The organism is Colwellia sp. KS18-150, assembly GCF_057551365.1.
The window spans coordinates 386,545-405,645 of record NZ_BAAJMC010000001.1 but is presented as its reverse complement, the minus strand read 5'-3'; the positions used below and the strand labels follow the sequence as shown (position 1 = coordinate 405,645).

The 19,101-nt window shown below is 38.4% G+C and carries 19 protein-coding genes; 7 read left to right on the top strand and 12 right to left on the bottom strand.

Annotated features, from left to right (window positions below; all coding sequences use genetic code 11):
* Window positions 1-4 precede the first annotated feature (4 nt).
* Entirely contained in the window at window positions 5-1,111 is a 1,107-nt protein-coding gene (locus AC27IF_RS01925; protein ID WP_487051635.1) for a glycoside hydrolase family 5 protein, read from the bottom strand.
* Window positions 1,112-1,312: 201 nt separating this feature from the next.
* Entirely contained in the window at window positions 1,313-3,208 is a 1,896-nt protein-coding gene (locus AC27IF_RS01920) for a beta-ketoacyl synthase (RefSeq protein WP_487051633.1), read from the bottom strand.
* Window positions 3,209-3,337: 129 nt separating this feature from the next.
* On the opposite strand from AC27IF_RS01920, the gene AC27IF_RS01915 reads away from it, so the two are divergent.
* The 3 genes from AC27IF_RS01915 to AC27IF_RS01905 all read left to right on the top strand — a co-directional run bounded on the left by AC27IF_RS01915 (window position 3,338) and on the right by AC27IF_RS01905 (window position 6,036).
* Window positions 3,338-4,375 (top strand): GlxA family transcriptional regulator, encoded by a 1,038-nt coding sequence (locus AC27IF_RS01915; protein ID WP_487051631.1) that lies wholly within the window; start codon window positions 3,338-3,340, stop codon window positions 4,373-4,375.
* 212 nt (window positions 4,376-4,587) lie between these two features.
* Complete coding sequence (locus AC27IF_RS01910) at window positions 4,588-5,232, top strand: dUTP diphosphatase (RefSeq protein ID WP_487051629.1); 645 nt, start codon at window positions 4,588-4,590, stop codon at window positions 5,230-5,232.
* Between the two features lie 153 nt (window positions 5,233-5,385).
* On the top strand, window positions 5,386-6,036 hold the full coding sequence (locus tag AC27IF_RS01905) for a DUF2726 domain-containing protein (RefSeq protein WP_487051627.1): 651 nt from the start codon (window positions 5,386-5,388) through the stop codon (window positions 6,034-6,036).
* 80 nt (window positions 6,037-6,116) lie between these two features.
* Here AC27IF_RS01905 and AC27IF_RS01900 read toward each other — a convergent pair whose 3' ends face one another.
* Entirely contained in the window at window positions 6,117-8,198 is a 2,082-nt protein-coding gene (locus AC27IF_RS01900) for a M13 family metallopeptidase (protein ID WP_487051625.1), read from the bottom strand.
* 195 nt (window positions 8,199-8,393) lie between these two features.
* Here AC27IF_RS01900 and mtnN point away from each other — a divergent pair, with 195 nt between their 5' ends.
* Genes mtnN through AC27IF_RS01880 form a run of 4 tightly spaced genes read left to right on the top strand, consistent with a single transcriptional unit; the run spans window position 8,394 to window position 11,196 of the window.
* Window positions 8,394-9,104 carry a 5'-methylthioadenosine/S-adenosylhomocysteine nucleosidase gene (gene mtnN, locus AC27IF_RS01895; RefSeq protein WP_487051623.1) on the top strand — a complete coding sequence of 237 codons (711 nt, stop codon included), beginning with the start codon at window positions 8,394-8,396 and terminating at the stop codon, window positions 9,102-9,104.
* A gap of 34 nt (window positions 9,105-9,138) precedes the next feature.
* Window positions 9,139-10,122: a cobalamin biosynthesis protein gene (locus AC27IF_RS01890; protein WP_487051621.1), complete on the top strand. Its 984-nt coding sequence runs from the start codon at window positions 9,139-9,141 to the stop codon at window positions 10,120-10,122.
* A 46-nt stretch (window positions 10,123-10,168) separates the two neighbouring features.
* Entirely contained in the window at window positions 10,169-10,564 is a 396-nt protein-coding gene (locus AC27IF_RS01885) for a rhodanese-like domain-containing protein (protein WP_487051619.1), read from the top strand.
* A gap of 8 nt (window positions 10,565-10,572) precedes the next feature.
* Complete coding sequence (locus AC27IF_RS01880; RefSeq protein ID WP_487051617.1) at window positions 10,573-11,196, top strand: trimeric intracellular cation channel family protein; 624 nt, start codon at window positions 10,573-10,575, stop codon at window positions 11,194-11,196.
* A 23-nt stretch (window positions 11,197-11,219) separates the two neighbouring features.
* Here AC27IF_RS01880 and AC27IF_RS01875 read toward each other — a convergent pair whose 3' ends face one another.
* The 9 genes from AC27IF_RS01875 to AC27IF_RS01835 form a co-directional block, all read right to left on the bottom strand.
* Window positions 11,220-11,882, bottom strand: coding sequence for a lysophospholipid acyltransferase family protein (locus tag AC27IF_RS01875; protein ID WP_487051615.1), 663 nt, complete (start codon window positions 11,880-11,882; stop codon window positions 11,220-11,222).
* A 30-nt stretch (window positions 11,883-11,912) separates the two neighbouring features.
* Window positions 11,913-12,236: a ribonuclease E inhibitor RraB gene (locus AC27IF_RS01870; protein ID WP_487051613.1), complete on the bottom strand. Its 324-nt coding sequence runs from the start codon at window positions 12,234-12,236 to the stop codon at window positions 11,913-11,915.
* A gap of 103 nt (window positions 12,237-12,339) precedes the next feature.
* The gene (locus AC27IF_RS01865; RefSeq protein ID WP_487051611.1) at window positions 12,340-12,807 is read right to left on the bottom strand and encodes a hypothetical protein; all 468 of its coding nucleotides are present in this window, start codon (window positions 12,805-12,807) and stop codon (window positions 12,340-12,342) included.
* A gap of 19 nt (window positions 12,808-12,826) precedes the next feature.
* Window positions 12,827-13,372 (bottom strand): DUF4136 domain-containing protein, encoded by a 546-nt coding sequence (locus AC27IF_RS01860; protein ID WP_487051609.1) that lies wholly within the window; start codon window positions 13,370-13,372, stop codon window positions 12,827-12,829.
* 527 nt (window positions 13,373-13,899) lie between these two features.
* Window positions 13,900-14,412, bottom strand: a complete 513-nt coding sequence (locus AC27IF_RS01855) for a nitrous oxide reductase accessory protein NosL (protein WP_487051607.1) — start codon at window positions 14,410-14,412, stop codon at window positions 13,900-13,902.
* Between the two features lie 12 nt (window positions 14,413-14,424).
* Window positions 14,425-15,243 carry an ABC transporter permease gene (locus tag AC27IF_RS01850; RefSeq protein ID WP_487051605.1) on the bottom strand — a complete coding sequence of 273 codons (819 nt, stop codon included), beginning with the start codon at window positions 15,241-15,243 and terminating at the stop codon, window positions 14,425-14,427.
* A complete protein-coding gene (locus AC27IF_RS01845; protein ID WP_487051603.1) occupies window positions 15,240-16,190 on the bottom strand; it encodes an ABC transporter ATP-binding protein in 951 nt (316 codons plus the stop codon). Before AC27IF_RS01845 ends, AC27IF_RS01850 begins: the two co-directional genes overlap by 4 nt.
* Window positions 16,183-17,556, bottom strand: coding sequence for a nitrous oxide reductase family maturation protein NosD (locus tag AC27IF_RS01840; protein ID WP_487052207.1), 1,374 nt, complete (start codon window positions 17,554-17,556; stop codon window positions 16,183-16,185). Before AC27IF_RS01840 ends, AC27IF_RS01845 begins: the two co-directional genes overlap by 8 nt.
* 113 nt (window positions 17,557-17,669) lie before the next feature.
* Window positions 17,670-18,890 (bottom strand): Nramp family divalent metal transporter, encoded by a 1,221-nt coding sequence (locus AC27IF_RS01835; protein WP_487051601.1) that lies wholly within the window; start codon window positions 18,888-18,890, stop codon window positions 17,670-17,672.
* Window positions 18,891-19,101: the final 211 nt, after the last annotated feature.

Sequence of the window (19,101 nt, the reverse complement as noted above, 5' to 3'; positions counted from 1 at the left end):
ATAGCTACTGAGAAACAAGAATATCCTTTTCTGGGCCCCAAGTATTTTCTGCGCGATTATAAGTGCTAAATGAGCCGCCATCATCCCAAAAAGTAGCTGCAATGCCAAAGCTTCTCGCGTTCGTTACATGTTCTAATATATAAGCTTCCCGCTGCGCTTGCTGGCAGATGTTTTCTGGTTGTGTGAAATCATATTTTGCTGAGCCAAACTCATTTACCATCACTGGTATATTATTTAGCTGTGACCAATCAGCAGCTTTTTGGTAGATTGCTGTTAATGCTGCTTTATCAGCTTCGCTTCCCCACTCTGCTTGGCATTGTCCTGCAAACTCCCAAGGATCATAACTATGGAAATTGCCAATTAAAAATTGATCTTGCGGATCGGGTATTGCCACCTCTACTAACTTGTCGACATTTGACCATTCTGTGCCAGAAAAAACCACTAAACGATTGCTGGTTTGATTACGAATAATTTCTAATGCGCGCAGGTTGAGGGTATTGGTATCAGCTAATGCTAACCCTTGTGGCTCATTTAAGATTTCAAAAATGAGTTTAGCCGATGCATGTTTGAATCGCTCAGCCACTTGCAACCAAATAGAATCAAATCGATTTCGGGTACTGATATTATCGAAATCAGTTTTCAGCCAATCATCATGGTGGACATTAATAATGACATATAACTCTCTATCTAACGCCCAAGTTACTACTTGCTCGACCCTATCTAAAAATTCAACCTCTATTTCATAAGGTACAGCACTGCCAATATGATTACCCCAAGTAATGGGAATACGTACATGCTTAAAGCCAGCATCTTTAATCGCTTGTATATAATACTCTTGCGCTGCTAAAGCCCATTCACCTTCAGTCGGAGCATCAAGTGTATTCCCCAAGTTAATACCGATAGCCATATTGCGAATGGCATCATCAGCTGATATTTCATCATTTAACGTATTTTGAATAACATTTGGGATTACTAACAAGGTTTCTACTGCTGGAGTCTCCTCAACGACTGTTGAGGTTTGATTACTAGTTTCTCCTGAGCCTGAGCCGCCACAAGAGATAAGAAGGACGCATGTTAGTGCCCAGATACAATTTACTTTTTTACCCTGCATAATGCTAACTCGCTTATTTATTTTAATTATATTTATAACAAGCACGAATGTAAGCGCTTTCATTTCTTATAGAAATCATATGCTATTTTCTAAGGTAAAATCAATCATAATCGATTCCCTTTCTCTGGCGCCATTTACCAACTTATGGATAATAAAAAAGCAGCCTAAGCTGCTTCTTTATTATGATTTAACTTGTTCCTACTAGGTCATATCCGCAAACGGGTTTTTAGTAGGCAGAGTCACCGCATGTTTAAACTCGGCAAAAGTTAAACTCTCATCATTAATATCAATAGCTGATTCATCGAGTAAACCATCACCAAATTTATAAATGATATCGAACTCTCCTTGATTAGCACGTTGACGATAAACATCTTGTGCTTGCTCAATCTTAGCTAATTTCTGTTGATATTCACTCATCACCTCATCACTATAACGCTTAGCAATCATGGCTAAGGTCACTTTCGGTGATAAGACTGCTGCGGTAGCATTGTTACCGCCAAAACCTTTTGAGTTAATAAAAGCAATATCCATATCAGGGCAATGCCAGTGGTCTGTAGCGATATGTAATCTATCACTATGTACGTCATCTGCGACTTTATCAATGGTTGTGACACCTGGCATTATATTATCGTTAAAGACACCTAATGCCATCGCCATTTGATCACCACTTGCAGGCCCAATAGTGTGTCCAACAAACGCTTTTGGCGCTACAACAGGCCAACTGTTGATATCAAAACTAGCGGCAATTCGATCATATATTAATGACTCTGTAACACGGTTTTGCGGTGTGCTTGAGCCATGAGCCAATATAAAGCTACGCTTTTGCAAAGCTTCTTTGCCTAAAATACTTTGTGCCAATGCAACCGATTTTGCCATGGTAATGTAATTACCTGGGCCCGGCGCGGTAATAGATTTTTTAAAACCGTCAGCATTAACAAAAACATCCGCGACGGATGCCATTACTTTTGCCCCCATCTCTACCGCTAAAGCATCGTCCATTAATACGACAAACTGCGCTCCTTCACCTATGGTAAAGCCACAGTTTTCACCAAATGGACGAGAAGTACGGCGGTGATTCGCTGTGTCACTATTATCAAGCTTCTTTAACCCTTCTTCATTGGCTAAAGCACTCATATTACCAAAGCCTTCGATAACTTCTGGTGTGATAGGTGTTTCGGCACTTCCTACCACGGCAACACGAATCCTACCGGCTTGCATATCTTGCACTGCCGAGCGCAAGTTATATAAGAAAGTAGCACAAGCACCCGATGATGAAAAAGTAGTCCCTACATTGCCGGTAACATACGCATTAATAAAATCAGTGGACATAGTATTTAATCCAAGCGCTAATTGCTTAGTACTAACACGAGAGCCAGCTAAGCGGCTTTTCAATAAGCCACCTAAACCTTCCTGCTGCATTTGCCCAACAACAGAAGCGGAATAAGTTCCCACTTGGTCTGGATTGATTTTTTCTAAAATAGTATCCCACTCAATTCCTGTTGAGCGAATTGCATCAGTTGCAGCAAAAATAGTCGCTTGCAAGCCACGTGGTTGATAACGGCTGTTATATAATGAGCCTGGTTCAAAACCTGTTGGCATTTGTCCGGCGGCTTTTATTGGGTTATCACGATAAGCATCATGCGAAATAATTAAATGCTCAGGGATCTCAACACTAACTCGCCCATCACTTAATTCAGTAACTTGCCATGCATTAGGTAAAGGGTGTGGTAATTCTTTAGCACGTAATTCAAAACAAATATTTTTGTCTATAGGACGAACATGCATCTTTTGGTGCCAATGCGTAGCATCGACATCAAAATGATTTTTTTCAATCTTTCGAATTAACGTACCATCAAGAATAGCTTGACCAAGTTTGCCCTCAATATCTTTAGGAGCAATAGCATCACCATGAGTATCAACCAATTGACCATCTTTAAATGACACTAAGTTCATTAAGCTCGCTAAGCCAACAAAAGTTTCTTCACGTGCTTGAGCATTAATTTTATCGATAACAATGCGGCGAAAACCTTGATGAAATGAAGTACGACCTGAGGCGTTAATCCCCCCCATGCCAATAACTACTGGTAATGAAGTCATGTGAAACCTAATCAAACTAAAACAAAAAATTTAATAAAGTAAGTTTATAACCAAAGCAAAGAAAATAATTAGCAATAACGGCCATAAAATATGCCATAATAGCCAAAAGAGTGACATTTTAGACAGTTCATGCCCGTAATTAAAAATAACAGCTCACAGACTAAGCCGTTACAGGTGAGTTTGATCATTTATCAACATGTATTAGCGACTGGCTTAACGCTGCCTTTAGAAATGCTCTTAGCAGGTGAAGCCTTCGCTCGTCGTTATGACAAATCAACCGTAAAGCTGCATACCCACTTAGTGAGCCAAGAAAATAAAGCCATTACTTCACGAGCCGGCATACAACTTCTACCTGATATCACTTTAGATAATCTAACTAGCCACGAAGAGTACGTACCAGATATCATCTTAGTGCCTAGCCTTTGGCGTAATCCTAGGCCAGTATTACGTCAACATGCCAAGCTAATCGCTTGGTTAAAGCACTGTTGGCAACAAGGCTCAACTTTATTAGCGGTGGGTACTGGGGTTTGCTTTTTAGCAGAGTCAGGATTGCTTGATAATCACAGTGCGACCACACACTGGCATTACGTTGAACAATTTACCCGTGACTATCCTAAAGTAGAATTAAAACCTGATTTTTTTATTACCCAATCTGATCGTATTTACTGTGCAGCAAGTTTAAACGCATTAGCTGATATTATTGTTCATATCATTAGTCAAACTTATGGTCGAACTGCGGCTCAAAATGTTGAACGTAATTTCTCCCATGAAATTAGAAAACCTTATGAAGAACAACGTTATTTAGAAGGCTCAGTTGACCGCCATGCGGATGAGCTTATTGCCCAAATTCAATTTTGGCTTCGTACAAACCTCAATAGCGCAATTAGTTTAGCTGAATTAGCCGAGCAATTTGGCTTAAGCCAGCGCTCCTTTAGTCGACGTTTTAAGTTAGCCACTGGGATAAGGGCCACCGAGTATTGGCAACAGCTCCGCATAGAGACAGCCAAAGATTTATTAGCTTCGAGTAACTTAAGCATCCAAGAGATTGCTTATCAGGTTGGATATCAAGACCAAGGCCATTTAACGCGACTTTTTAAGAAAAATTTAACGACAACCCCTAAGGATTATCGCGCTATGGTGAGAAAGAAGTTATTTAGCCAGACTTAACATTCTAATATGATAACCTTTTCGATACAGTTTTCGTTCGAATTAAGTGTGATTTAACCAAGGCGTAGCGATTGAAGTGTAGTGACTCTATATAAATCGGCTACAACAAAGAGTAAATCACGTTAAAACGAATCTAAAGACAGCAAACACTTGTCAGACTAGCTAAGCTTAGGCAAAATAACCCTGACCATATTAAATTATCAGAGAAGACAATGAGCGAACAATTATCAACCGCCCTTTCAATTGCACAAAAGCAAATTAATCAAATGCTAACCATGCAAGACGCCATGAACAGTAGAGTCAGCGAAACTTGGCGAGACAATGGTTATGAATGGTATCGTGCCATTTGGGTAGAGTGCGCTGAAATGCTTGATCACCATGGTTGGAAATGGTGGAAGCATCAAGAGATTGACATTGCTCAAGTACAATTAGAATTAGTCGATATATTTCACTTTGGTTTAAGTTTACGCTTAATGACAGGTGATAGCGTCGAGAAAATTTCACGCGAATTAGCCAAAGAACTTCATCAAGGCACAGCCGAAGATGACTTTAAAATTGCCCTTGAAAATTTAGCATCGAGCGCAGTAACGCATAAAGCTTTTGACGCTAAAGCATTGGCTGATTGCATGTCTTTAATGAGCATGGATCTGAACGAATTATTTCGTCAATATGTTGGAAAAAACACCTTAAACTTTTTCCGTCAAGATCATGGCTACAAAGATGGTAGTTATATCAAAATTTGGAACGGTGAAGAAGATAACGAAGTATTGGCTAATTTAGTGACCTCTCTTGATGCTAGTGCCGATGACTTTCAACAGCAGCTATACCAAGCACTAGAAGAAAAATATCCCGCCTAGGCTATATTGTCATCTGACAAAATAGCGTCAGAATAACCGCTGCACTACAGAGCTTTTATTCTTTGGCACAAATTCTGCTTAATCCCTATTAAGTCGTCGCTTTACTCAACATATTGAGTAAAGCGTCAAGAATTTGAATTGCCGGAGATGTTTATGGAACTTATTTTATTTGCTTTAATCAGCCTAATTGTCATTGTGGGTGTCTTAGCAAGTCGTTTAAATGACAACAGTTTTCCTTTTCCTTTTGACAGCAAGTCTGCTGTATTTACTCCAGCTGAAAAAAACTTTCAAAACCTAGTTGAACAGGCAATGGGAAATAAATACCGTATTCTCAACCGAGTTAAGCTAGCCGATATAGTCACTATTCGAAATGGTGTTTCTAATCGCGCCAGCCAAAGTGCTGCCACAAATGCTGAAGGTAAGTATTTAGATTTTGTTATTTGTGATCGCAGCTCAATGAAGTTATTGGGTGCGATTGATTTAGTAGATACGCAAGGAACAGGCTATAAAATCAAAAAAGATTGGTTTGTTAGTGGTGCCCTTGAAGCTGCAGCTATTCCACACTTACGTATCAAGGTAAAAGCGAACTATACCTTAGATGAGATACGTGCTTGTATCAATTCAAGATTGCTAGGTAATCGCTCACCCTTGCCGAAAGTAAAAGGTAAAGTCATTCCTGCGCCGTTAGTAAAAGCGAGACCAAGAACGACAGGAGCACTTAGCCCTGCGGCAGCACAAGCCGAACTAGGACAACAAATGCCTGCACAACTTTCAGGGCAAAATGTTGCAGCTTTACCTCATTAGCTAAAACCTTAATTCCTCATCAAAAAAACCAGCAATGATTGCTGGTTTTTTATTATTCCAATCGGATTAAATGTCCGTGTTTACCAGATTTTAACTCGTTCTTCAGCCGGTAAATACAAAGCATCCCCTTCTTTCACATCAAACAAGGTATAAAACTCAGGGATATTTCTTACGACACCATTGACTCTAAATTTAGCAGGAGAATGAGGGTCAGTTTTTACCTGAACTCTTAACGCTTCATCACGCATAACTTTTTGCCATGACTTACCCCAAGATAAGAAAACTCGTTGCTCGCCAGAAAAGCCATCCATAACCGGAGACTCTTTGCCATTTAAAGAGTTTTTGTAAGCTGCAAGCGCAATACTTAAACCACCTAAGTCGCCGATATTTTCACCTAAAGTAAAGGTACCATTCACGTGTAAATCATCGAACACTTTGAAGCCATCATATTGTGCCACTAACTGATTCGTTCTTTGCTTAAAACCTTCTTTATCTTCATCTGTCCACCAGTTTCTAAGTACGCCATCACCATCAAAGGTTGCGCCGCTATCATCAAACCCATGACCAATTTCATGACCAATAACAGCCCCGATAGCGCCATAGTTCACGGCGTCATCTGCGTTTAAGTCAAAATAAGGTGGTTGTAATATGGCCGCTGGAAAGACAATTTCGTTCATTGGCGGATTATAATATGCATTAACTGTTTGTGGCGTCATATTCCACTCATGTTTTTGCACAGGTCCTTTTTGCTTGGCTAAATTTTGTTGATAAACCACCAAGTTAGCTCTTTCAATATTACCGATAAGGTCATTACGTTCAATGCTCAATGCACTGTAATCCTTCCAGATATCAGGGTAACCAATTTTAGGTGTGAATTTAGAGAGCTTATCTAATGCTTGAAGTTTAGTTTCTTCACCCATCCAATCAAGTTGCTTAATACTGACTTCATAGGCTTTAAGTAAGTTATCAACTAAGGTCAACATTTTCTCTTTTGCTTGTGGTGGAAAATGACGCTTAACATACACTTTACCCACGACTTCGCCTAAATGGTTATTAACTAATGAAACACCTCGACGCCAGTCAGGTAAAGGAGCTTCAATACCTCGTAAAGTAGTGGAGTAAAAATTAAAGTGTTCATCATCAATAGCTTGGCTTAACGCGGTAGCATTCGCATTGATAACACCCCATTGAAGAAATACTTTCCAATCGTTAATATCCGTTGAAGTGATAATATCATTCAACGCTTTTTGATAATCAAGCTGAGTAATAACGACACCGTCAATATCATTGATGCCAGCCTCACTTAAATATCCCTGCCAATTAAAATCTGGCATGATGGTATCTAGCTCATTTAGCGGGATTTTATTATATAACGCCACCATATCGCGGGTTTTCTCTTTTTTCATATGTTCAGCGGCTAATCGGGTCTCTAGCGCCATGATTAATTGAGCTGATTCAGCGGCGGCTGTGACTCCGGCAAGCGAAAACATTTTTTCAACATGCTCAACATATTTAGCGCGGATGCTTACTGACTTTTCATCATCAGTAAAATAATACTCCCTGTCTGGAAGCCCTAGACCTGCTTGCCAGGTATACATCATGTAAGTATTAGGGTTTTTAAAGTCTACGTATTGACCAAGCGCAAAAGGCGAGCCGTAACCTAATTTATTGGCTGCGGCGAAATAAACCGCTAACTCATCGTAATTGCTAATAGCAGCAATTTTTCCAAACTCATTTGCTAACGGTTTAACGCCTAGTGCGTCACGAGTTGCTCTGTCAGTATATGAGAAATATAAATCCCCCACTTTTTGTTCATCACTGCCTTGTGGAAACTTACCTGTGGCAGATTCATCAATAATGGTTTTAATATTCGCTTGAGATTCTTCATGAACAATATAACCAACACCATAACTGGCTTTATCCGCTGGAATTTCAGTGTTTGAAATCCAAGTACCATTAACATAAGCATTAAAGTCATCACCTGGTTTTATACTCGTGTCCATATCTTTTAAATATAAACCTGAAGTTAATGCCGGTACCGTTTCAGTTTTCGGGGTATCAACTGTGGGTGCATCATTGACTTTTGTTGCGGGTTCACAAGCAACTAATGCAACTGAAGTCAGTATGATACTTGGGATTAGAAATTGTTTTTTTATTATCATTATTTTTCCTTGTTATCTTTAACATGAATAAGGGTAGTCCTACTACACATTCATACTAATGAACAAATTTCAAACTATCAAGCATGCCTTCCATGGCGGGATTTTTAATTGACTCAGTTAAGTCTTCTAAAGATTTATCATTTAAGTCAGGTTATAATCCATTCATTATTAAGTAAAAACATAGAAGATAATTCAATGAAAGCAGGCATTATTGGCGCAATGGAGCCAGAAGTTGCAATTTTAAAAGCAAAATTACAAGACAGTAAAGTGACTACTCACGCAGGCTATACCTTTTACCAAGGGCAACTTGATGGTAATGACGTTGTTATTGTGCAATCAGGAATAGGTAAAGTTGCAGCCGCATTGGCAACGGCAATACTCATTGATAAATTCAATCCTGATTATGTCGTTAATACCGGCTCTGCTGGTGGCTTTGATGCTCAATTAAAAGTTGGCGATATCGTTGTAAGCTCGGAAGTCCGTTATCACGATGTTGACGTCACAGCTTTTGGTTATGAAATTGGCCAACTACCTGCAAACCCTGCGGCTTATATTCCTCATGAAATGCTAGTTTCCGCAGCTAAAACAGGGATTGAATCATTAAATAACATCAATACTATGGTGGGTTTGATCACCACAGGTGATACGTTTATGACAAAAGATGATGACATTGCTAAGGCACGTAAGAACTTCCCTACAATGGCTGCTGTTGAAATGGAAGGAGCAGCTATTGCACATACTTGTCACCAATTTAATGTACCCTTTGTGATTATTCGTTCGCTATCTGATATTGCCGGAAAAGAATCGCCAACTTCTTTTGATGAATACTTAGAAACAGCATCTGTTAACTCCTCACAATTAGTGATTAATATGCTAGGCGCATTAGCAGGTAAAACTCTAAATTAATTCTGATTGATATAACTAATGACTGACATAGCTAATGACTGAATTATTAAACCTAACTCCATTTAGTTACCAATTATTGATATTACTAACAGCAGTATTCAGTAAAGGAGTGCTCAGTCATTTTATTCAACATGAGCCACTCAGTTTTTTTCAATTTTATTGCCGAAAACTGAGTGATAAAGTCAACAAGCCACAAAATAGTACTAAACAGCAAACTATCGCAGGCTTAGTGGCCATTGTTGTTACTTTAGCGCCCATTGCTATTATTCTCTATTTATTTGAAGCTTTTATTGAAGTCGAGTTTTTATGGCAAACTTTTTTGCTTTATCTTGCCTTAGGCTCATTTGGGTTATCACAAATAAATAAAACCATTGCCACCGCAATCGTAGCAAAGCAAAACTACTTTGCGAAACAAACGCTAAAACCTTGGGTATTAAGAGCAACGGAGCCTTTATCCAGTTTAGGCTTAAGTAAAACCGCTATTGAAATGATTTTATTGCGCACCTTGCAACAAGGCTATACTGTGGCAGTGATATTTATACTCGCCGGTCCATTAACCGCTTTACTGTTTAGGCTTTTACTGGAAATGCATTATTGTTGGAATAGTAAACTAGAGCGGTTTAATCATTTTGGTAAGTATGCAAGAAAGTTAGTTAATCTGATGGCATGGTTACCCGTTAGAATTTTCTCTTTATTACTTCTGTTTACCAGTTTAGGCAAAAACTTTAGGCTATTTTGGCGCTTAAGTAAGCAGCACTTTTTTACGCTAGATAATAATATTGCACTGTTGTTGTTGGCCTTGTCATTAGAAGTAAAACTCGGTGGCGTCGCCATGTATGCTAATAGTGATAATGTTAACGCAAAATTACGTAAAGCCAGTTTTAATGATCTCGCTAGACAGCCGCAAGTGACTGATATTATTCATGCCAATAATAAAATCACCTATACAGTCACTTTTAGTTTACTTTTTATTATACTGCTTGCTATCGCTGGTGAAATCGTGAGAGCCAACATTTAGTGAATGTTGTAAACTGATAAATAATCAACAAAGTGGGACGCTAATTATGTTAAAAATCAAAACTATACTTATTACATTATTGAGTTTATATATCTTTACGGCCTTTGCATGCAACACATTGCAAATGTCGCAGCAAGAGTTGGTTTCTACGCTTGAAAAAAAGACAGATAAAGTAGTGTTATTAGATGTGCGCTCTGAAGATGAATTTAATCGCGGACATATCGAGGGTGCCATTAATATAAGCCATGACAAAATTGATGAAAATATAGCCCAACTATCTCAATATAAAAATACAACTATCGTGGTTTATTGCCGCTCAGGTCGTCGGGCTGCTATTGCTGAAGACATCCTGAAGACAAATGATTTTTCTGATATTCGTCACTTAACCGGAGATATGAACGCTTGGGTAGCTTCTAAGTTGCCAGTAGTAAGCAAAGAGTAGCTATTCAAATGAACGAACTTTTATACTGGCTAGATCTATTTGGCATCATAGTGTTTGCACTGTCAGGGGCATTGATGGCTGGTAGGTATAAACTAGACCCTTTTGGTGTCGTAGTGTTGGCTGCTGTAACGGCTATTGGCGGCGGCACTATTCGTGATGTAATTCTACAAGCGCCAGTATTTTGGGTCGTCCAGCCATATTATCTGTATGTTATTTTAATTACTGCCTTACTGACTATTATTTTAGTACGTCAGCCTAAACGTATACCCAAACGTTTCTTACTCATTGCCGATGCCTTCGGTTTAGCTTTATTTGCCGTAGTCGGTACACAAAAATCATTAATGCTAGGCGCACCATTTTCAGTGGCAATAGTGATGGGAACAATTACTGGCGTAGCTGGTGGTATGATCCGTGATGTATTATGTAATGTAATTCCAATGATTTTACGTCAAGAAATTTATGCGTTAGCAGCAATGCTAGGAGGCGGTCTATTTGTAGGATTACGTTACTTATCTTGGTCGGAAAATGAAGCGACAATTGTAGCGGTGTTAGGGGCATTATTATTAAGACTCGCCGCTATATATTGGAAAGTGTCCTTACCGGCTTTTCACATTAATGAAGAAGACAAGTAACATTGATTACCCGATATTCAAAGCTATTGTGCTTGATTGAAAGCCTTACTCATATCTTGGTAAGACTTTTCATACCAATTTTCATCGATAGAGATAGCAGGTAGAGCTTCCAACTCAACAACACCATTATTAGCAACTTTAGCTGACTCATTATAAACAGTTAAAATATTCTTAATAACTATAGGCTGAGCTTTGAGCTTAAGCTTTTCAACAATCAGTTTAGTACCACCTTCAAAAGGCTCTATTTTTCCTGATTGAGAACGGGTGCCTTCAGGGAAAATAACAACTTTTTTACCTTTACAGCTTTTAATATCTTTTAGTAGTTTAATAATCGCTTTGCGATCTTGCTGATCAACCGTTATGTGCCCTACTAAATTAACTATTTTAGAAACAGGCCACTTATCCATAATACCGGTACGCCCAACAAAGCGTACATCATTACCAATAGCGACTTCTAACACAAAAATATCCATCATGGTTTGATGATTAACAATCAAGATATCAGTATCTTCATCAATAGCGCCGACTAAATTAACCTTAGCACCTGCACGTTTGACAATACTATTACTGAAAGAGCGACGTAAACGGTTAAATCGATCACCGTGCCGCTTGCAAAGAGAAAGTACTACCGACTCTGCTGCTATAGTTAAATAAACTTTGTATTTTTTTATCGTAAAAGACAACATAAACGTGATAATTGTATGGCTTAGTAAAATTTAAGCTTCAATTCCCCAGCCATCATTATAACCAGAAAACTTTGAGGCTAATTCTTCAAAGTCAGCTTCTTGTTTCACTATTGCTTCATAGCTAGGTAGCATTGCTAAGGTACAATCTACATCCCAAACGTTAGGGGTTTCATCTTCATGAAGACTGACAGTGACAGAGGGCATATTTTCAGAAATATGATCTACCATCGCTTGTGCTTGAGATTTTTGCTCAAATAAATGAAAAAACACCACATCATGAATCACACTAAGATCTATACCTGCTTGCTGCATTTCAGCGAGTACTTGACCTGTTTCATCGGTGGGAAAGCTCATATAAATATCTCTATTGTCTTCATTTAGGGGGAGTTTTAGTGAGCAGTATTATAAACAGTGAATTGCGCCTTGAATAGTTTTTTGCATATATTTGTTATTCAACCTAATACGAACAACGATTTTGTTGGCATTGTGCTGTTAATGATGACTGTTTTGCATAAACTTCTTGGCAATATAAGTGAGATGTTTGATGGTTTTTATTTTGACCAACAACCTTTAATAATATCGCTGCGCCTTTTGTATTCACGGAAGCAATACAACCAATCGCTTTACTGTGGGTATGCACTAAAAAGCATTGTTTATCGGTATCACAACTTTGGTTATCCGCGATAATTTTTTGTTGGGACTTTTCATTAGCCGATAGTGGTAAGGCAATACCGTCAAAAGGATTATTTCTACGTGCTTCTTTAGCTTTTTTTTGTATCGCCTCTTGCGCTAATTTATCCTGGAGTTTAGTTGTGATAGCCTCATTTTCTTTTAAAAGATAACCTAAAAATAATAGCACCACTAAAAATGCAGTCATGACAATAACCGTGATAGTAAGCCACTTAAATGCCGTTCGATAAAACATCTACTAACTTACTCCTCTTCTAGCTTTTCGGAAACTGCGCCAACATACTATTAACTGCTTGCTGAATTTTTTGATTTCGTTTAGCGCTATTTTCTTTATCTTGTAAACCTAATGAGTAAACACTGCGCCAAACAGAGCGTTGTTTTTTTGGATCAACTAAATCTAATACTAAACTACCATGAGAGGCTTTTGCATAGATATTATCTTTTTTCCAACTGGTTGAGCGCAAGCAAGGCTGGCAAAAATGGACGACTTTATTGTAGTTTGAATATTCAGCTCGATTACCATAAAATAAATAGTAAGTGACGATTACATCAGCTTGCTCGAGTAATGAATAACTGAATTTTTGGTTGGCCATTTCACGTTCAATAGCTATTTCAATAACATTTCGGTGAGAGCCTAATAAACTCTGCACTTCGGTAAAATCTGAATTCCTTTCATAAAAGCTATAACTTTCAACCGCAGAAAAATCAAAACTATCATGATGGACAACTCCGGCATTACGGTTAGCCGCACAAGCAGTCAACAAAATAAGTAAAGAAAAAATAGCTAGGTTTTTAAACATGTTAAGCTGTGAAAATGAAAAGTGTCCCTTAGCCTAGCAATATATAGATAAGTTATAAAGTATTCGCCATAAAGACAATTTAAAAAGCTAAAAATTCATAAGCTTCCAATTTATTAATACTGAAACAGGTGGCATTAACATTTTTTGATTAAGGCTTTATTGATGCGTTGAGAATAGTTTGATTTTTATAATATTAATGAATAAATGCTACCAACTTGGGTTTACGCTATAGAAAACGAAACAGGGCAAATACACTTCACATTCATGTGTAACCATAGATCACTGAAAGGTATGATGAAGCTGATGAATGTTTTGGGGTACCAATTACCCCTAACAGTTTTGATGGAGGAATCAGAGCTGTTGGCTCAGATGGTGAAATTTGGAGTGCTACCGCAACTTTACAGCCGTAGACTGATTAAATCACCTAGCAACGGCTAGAAACAAAAAAGGCACAACTTAAGGTTGTGCCTTTTTCTTGGTGAAGTTACTGGCTGAAATGACTAATACCACTTCGCATAAATAAGTGCTTATATTAACGTTTCAAGGTTAATATCATTAAACTGTATAACAGTGCCACCAAACTCTTTAGCAAAAGCTTGAGCATCACTTTCTTGACCAAAGGATGCAAGCGTTTTCCCCATCGCACCTGTTTTCTCTGAGCCCGCAACATACCATGCCTGTTTAGCATCGATAAAATATTTATCATCAATACTCTCACTACCCCAAGGCATTTTACTCATATCATGTACTAGCATTTGCTCAACATTACGTTTATTTTCAGGCTCTAAATAGTAACTAAACATATCGCGTGTTGAACAAAATTTAAAAACTTGTTCACCCTGCTCTTTTCGAAATACTTCGCCTTTAGGACCATCAAAACGTGTGATTAACATGCCACATAAATGACACTCATCACTAGATTCAATTGCCACCGCTTGGTGAATAATTTGTGCTTGCTCATCATTTTTAGAGCATGATATTAACGTTGTTAAAATGAGAGAGACAGCAACCAATAGTGCTAATAATTTATAAGGTTTCATGAATAGTTCTTCTTAAAGTTTTTTACGACGGAAAATAAAAATAGCGAGTGTTAACGGCAAAATGACCCAAGCCGTTAAAGCAAAAAGTAATTGTCCCTGCGACAAACTAGCATTAATAGCAGCGGCTAAAGCACCATTAACGTCACTGGCATCAAGTGCGGCTAAGTTGACTAACCTAAAGATATCAGCTGGATTTAACAGCATTAATTGTGTTAATCCTTGTTGATTTACTCCATCTTCTACGCCTACTAATAACGCTAATAATGCCAAATCAAACGCTAATGCAAAGATAAACCAAGTAATTAAGGCAAAACCTGCAGCTTTTGACTTTTCACTCACTGACAAACTGATCAAGTATGAAATTGCGGTAAAACTTAAACCTAATAAAATAGCGCTAGAGATGAAGAGACTAAAAGCACCAATAATTTCGCTGTTGCCTGGCTGAAAATATAAAAGCACTGCTGAAGCACCGAAACCTAATAAGGTTGCTAAGGCGATAATGCCACCTTGGCCAATAAACTTACCCAATAACAATTGGCTCTTACTTAGCGGGTATGTCAATAGTAATAATAATGTGCCACTTTCTTGTTCACCAACAAAGCTATCATAACTGAGTAGTAAAGCGATTAAGGGGATCAAAAATACCGCTAAACTTGCTAAGCTAGCGATTGTTGTTGAAAGTGAGGCAACGCCAATTTCACCTGATGCAGCAGCACCGAAATACGTTAACCCAATAGAGAGTAAAGCGAAAATAAGGGTAATAGATACTAACCAGCGATTGCGTAAGCCATCTTGAAACTCTTTATTTGCCACGGTCAATATTTGCTTCATTTGCTAGCTCCTTTACCCGCTAGTTCATTCTTTGAAAGCTCATGTTCAGCAAGAAAGTGCTGATATACTTGCTCTAAATTTGCCGTTTCAACATTAATGTCATGCAACCCCTCTAAATTGAGTAGCTCTTTTAAAACCATTAACTTCTCTTGCTCTGGCACCATTAAGGTATGCTGACAACTTGACGATAAAAATCCATGAAGCTTAGCATTGCTAGCAACTGAGCCATTTAATCCTTGTGGCTTAATAGTTACTGGTAAAGATGCTTGTTGACGTAACTCTTGTAAGCTTCCCATAGCTAATAACTGCCCACTCGACAGTATCATGGCTCTATCAATATGTTGCTCTACTCCAGGTAATACATGTGAGCATAAAATCACACTTGATCCATTGGACTTTAATTCATCAACGGTGTTATAAAAGTCTCGAGTAGCAATAGGGTCAAGACCTACTGTAGGTTCATCAAGTAAAAGTAATCTTGGCTCTCCGATAAAAGCTTGTGCTAAACCAAGACGTTGACGCATTCCTTTTGAGTAAGTTTTAACTGGGCGCTTCATCGCATGAGTAATACCCACCTGCTCGAGTAAATCAACCGCGACCTTTTTAGACGCTTTATTCGAAAAGCCTTTCAAACGAGTAAAGTAAGTAAGCACCTCCAAACCTGACAACTGTTCATAAAAGCTGACATTCTCGGGCAAATACCCCACTTTACTTCGACAATGCCAAGCTTCTTTGGAATCAGGCGCCATTCCCATCACTTCAACTCTACCGTGTGTCGGTGAAATAACGCCTAGAATCAACTTCATCATGGTGGTTTTTCCGGCGCCATTATGCCCAAACAAACCTAAAACTTCGCCTTCACTTAAGGTCATACTCATCGACTTCAAGGCATCTAACTGTGCATAACTTTTGCCTGCATCAACAAGCGAGACTATGGGTTTACTCATATTCTGATTCCTTTGCCAATAAATCTGGCATCATTTTAGATGTCGCTAATGAAGAAGGTTGAATACCCTCAGGCTTTAACATCAATGGGTAACTGTCTTTTACTCCCGGAGGTTTTAAAACTGGAAATTGATTTTGCACCCAACGCAAAATTAAAATGGCCGGGCTATCCATCAGTATTTTCATTTCTGGATACTGCCAGACAAGTTTATCAATACCATCATTGGGCTCAAAAATAGCATCGCCAATGCCATCATTATTCATATCCCAACCTAAATAATTACTCCAATAATTACCACGACCGTCTTTACTCCACTCTTGCTTTTTATTAGAGACATATTTCACTTGCGTGGGGTTATTAATAAAACTATTGCCATATATTTTCACCTCTTCAGAGCCTGCGGTCAGATGAATACCTATTTCAGCGGTATCAATAATATTGTCAGCAATGGTGTTATATCCTGAGTTATAAACAAATAAACCTTTACCATCACGACCTAATACTTTGTTTTCTGCTTTGGTCCAAACGTTTTTAATGTGATTGTTAGTAAAAGTCGACTGCGTAATGAAATTTAGTAGGAAGCCATAATCTTCGCTATCTATGGTTTTATTGCCAGTGATGGTTAAACGTCGTGAACTCATTAACGCATAGCCAGCTCGGGTATTGTAAGCAAAATTATCTTTTACAGTATTGTCATATGAGTACATATAATGAATGCCATAACGTAAATCATGCATGACATTATTTTCGATCAGGTTATTTTGGCTAGAAATGACATAAATGCCATCTCTTACTTCATAAGACTCATTTTCAAAAACATGACTGTGAGTCACGTTGGCAAGCTGAATACCATTGCCTCTATCTGCAGAGCGCAGGGCTAAATTTCCCTTAACGTGGTTATTGAACACTGTCGCCTTTGTTACATGATTTAGCCATATACCAAAACCATCACCTAATAAGGTATTGTTTTTAATAACTAAGCCTATTGCCCGCTCACCGGCTACTTTTCCATTGGAATAGATACCTGAGTTTTGCTCAGTCAGATCATCTCCCCAATTGACAATAGTAAGGTCACTTATCGTGATGTGAGAGTTAGTTAGTATTAGGGCATGTCCACTGCCTTGGGCGTCAATAATTGCTTTTTTACCGGCAACAACTTTACCTTGCAGGCTAATTTGTTTGCTGACAGTAAAACTCCCTAAATAGCGCCCAGGGGATAGCGAAATAATATCACCGTCACGACTAGAATCTAGCACCTGTTGCAAGTCATCAGAAACATTAACACTATAATTTTCTGCGTGTAGGCTCTGACTAAAACTGTTCGTAATTAACAACAAGAACAAAAGTAGAGTATAAATTTTATGCATCACTACCAAGAAGATTTCTTCATTGATTATTTGAATTGAGGACAGCTTAGCATTTTTAAATATCTGGCTATTGATCTTAAATAAATAATTCACAAAATACTCATGGCTAAACTTTAAATAACACCAAAAGCAGATAATAAACTACGGCCACTTAATAAGATTGAAACACCAACGACCAATAAGCCCAGCATATTTTGCCAACGAGTATTTTTATAACTACCCAATATGTCACTATTCATTATCCACAACAGAAAAACAGTCACTATCGGCAGTAAAATACCATTGGCTACTTGCGCAAACCAAATGATGGATATAGGTTTATAACCCAAGCTTGCCCCTAATACCCCTAGGCATAAAACGATAATCCAAATACCTTTAAAGCTAGTTGACTGTAAATCCTTATTTAAATTTAACACGCCACTTAAGGCAAATGCTGCCGCCAGAGGCGCTGTTACCGCAGAAGAAATGCCTGATGCAAACAAGCCAACACCTACAAAAATACTCGCTTTGTCTCCAAATAAAGGTTGTAAAGAAGGGGCGATGTCCGCAGCTGAAGTGATAGAAACTTGCTGACCAAAGAATGCTGTTGCAGCAGTTGACACTATCGCAATTGAAATTAATCCGCCAATAGGGATTGAGATCATCAAATCTTGTCTTGCCTCTTTTAACTGGCTAGGTGATTGCCACTTTTTACTAACGCTGGCAGCATGAAGGAATAAATTATAAGGTACGACCGTTGTACCAATAAGCGCAATAACAGTTAGCGTAGCTCCGTCAGGTATGACTGGTGTAAATAAACCAGAAAATAAACTCAGTAAATCAGGTTTTGTTAAAACAAAGGTGGTAATAAAAGCAAGGCTCATCAGTACAACCAAGACAATAAGCGCTTTTTCAATAACTTTATAACTACCAGAAATTAAAAGAAAAAAAGCTACAACACCAATAATGATCGGCAATAATGCCCCTGCCAGCGGAACCGAGATATCCATACTTTCGAAGATACTTATTAATCCCAGACTGGCACCGGATAAATTGCCACTTTGATAAGCGCTATTACCAATAACTACAGCAGATAGCACCAAGACAATTGCCACATATCTCAAGGTAGGGTTTTGACAAGCTTGGCGAATATTCTCACCTAAACCTTGTTGAGTAACTATACCTAATCGAGCCGTCATCTCTTGTAAAATAATAGAAGCGAGCACCGAAAAAAGTAGTGCCCATAATAAGGCATAGCCATAGTTAGCACCGGCCAATGTTGCTGTAATAACAGTGCCCGGACCTATAAAGGCTGCCGTCACTAAAATTGCCGGACCAAGTTGAGGAAGCTTCATAAATTTACTCCATATTATTGTTTCCCACAGCATACTTATTTTTAATAGTGATATATACAAAAAGCTCAATACCTTTCGATACTGAGCTTTTAAAGTTATTGCTACATAGAACCGGAGCTAATGCCTAGTAACAGTAAACTAAGCACTAATAAATTAAGCTTCTACAAACATTCTTCCACGCATTTCCATGCGTAAATTGTATAAGCGCGTG

Bases quoted from the DNA above. Each gene is read 5' to 3' on its own strand.
- AC27IF_RS01925 (WP_487051635.1), bottom strand. From the start codon at position 1,111: ATGCAGGGTAAAAAAGTAAATTGTATCTGGGCACTAACATGCGTCCTT.
- AC27IF_RS01920 (WP_487051633.1), bottom strand. From the start codon at position 3,208: ATGACTTCATTACCAGTAGTTATTGGCATGGGGGGGATTAACGCCTCA.
- AC27IF_RS01915 (WP_487051631.1), top strand. From the start codon at position 3,338: ATGCCCGTAATTAAAAATAACAGCTCACAGACTAAGCCGTTACAGGTG.
- AC27IF_RS01910 (WP_487051629.1), top strand. From the start codon at position 4,588: ATGAGCGAACAATTATCAACCGCCCTTTCAATTGCACAAAAGCAAATT.
- AC27IF_RS01905 (WP_487051627.1), top strand. From the start codon at position 5,386: ATGGAACTTATTTTATTTGCTTTAATCAGCCTAATTGTCATTGTGGGT.
- AC27IF_RS01900 (WP_487051625.1), bottom strand. From the start codon at position 8,198: ATGATAATAAAAAAACAATTTCTAATCCCAAGTATCATACTGACTTCA.
- mtnN (WP_487051623.1), top strand. From the start codon at position 8,394: ATGAAAGCAGGCATTATTGGCGCAATGGAGCCAGAAGTTGCAATTTTA.
- AC27IF_RS01890 (WP_487051621.1), top strand. From the start codon at position 9,139: ATGACTGAATTATTAAACCTAACTCCATTTAGTTACCAATTATTGATA.
- AC27IF_RS01885 (WP_487051619.1), top strand. From the start codon at position 10,169: ATGTTAAAAATCAAAACTATACTTATTACATTATTGAGTTTATATATC.
- AC27IF_RS01880 (WP_487051617.1), top strand. From the start codon at position 10,573: ATGAACGAACTTTTATACTGGCTAGATCTATTTGGCATCATAGTGTTT.
- AC27IF_RS01875 (WP_487051615.1), bottom strand. From the start codon at position 11,882: ATGTTGTCTTTTACGATAAAAAAATACAAAGTTTATTTAACTATAGCA.
- AC27IF_RS01870 (WP_487051613.1), bottom strand. From the start codon at position 12,236: ATGAGCTTTCCCACCGATGAAACAGGTCAAGTACTCGCTGAAATGCAG.
- AC27IF_RS01865 (WP_487051611.1), bottom strand. From the start codon at position 12,807: ATGTTTTATCGAACGGCATTTAAGTGGCTTACTATCACGGTTATTGTC.
- AC27IF_RS01860 (WP_487051609.1), bottom strand. From the start codon at position 13,372: ATGTTTAAAAACCTAGCTATTTTTTCTTTACTTATTTTGTTGACTGCT.
- AC27IF_RS01855 (WP_487051607.1), bottom strand. From the start codon at position 14,412: ATGAAACCTTATAAATTATTAGCACTATTGGTTGCTGTCTCTCTCATT.
- AC27IF_RS01850 (WP_487051605.1), bottom strand. From the start codon at position 15,243: ATGAAGCAAATATTGACCGTGGCAAATAAAGAGTTTCAAGATGGCTTA.
- AC27IF_RS01845 (WP_487051603.1), bottom strand. From the start codon at position 16,190: ATGAGTAAACCCATAGTCTCGCTTGTTGATGCAGGCAAAAGTTATGCA.
- AC27IF_RS01840 (WP_487052207.1), bottom strand. From the start codon at position 17,556: ATGCATAAAATTTATACTCTACTTTTGTTCTTGTTGTTAATTACGAAC.
- AC27IF_RS01835 (WP_487051601.1), bottom strand. From the start codon at position 18,890: ATGAAGCTTCCTCAACTTGGTCCGGCAATTTTAGTGACGGCAGCCTTT.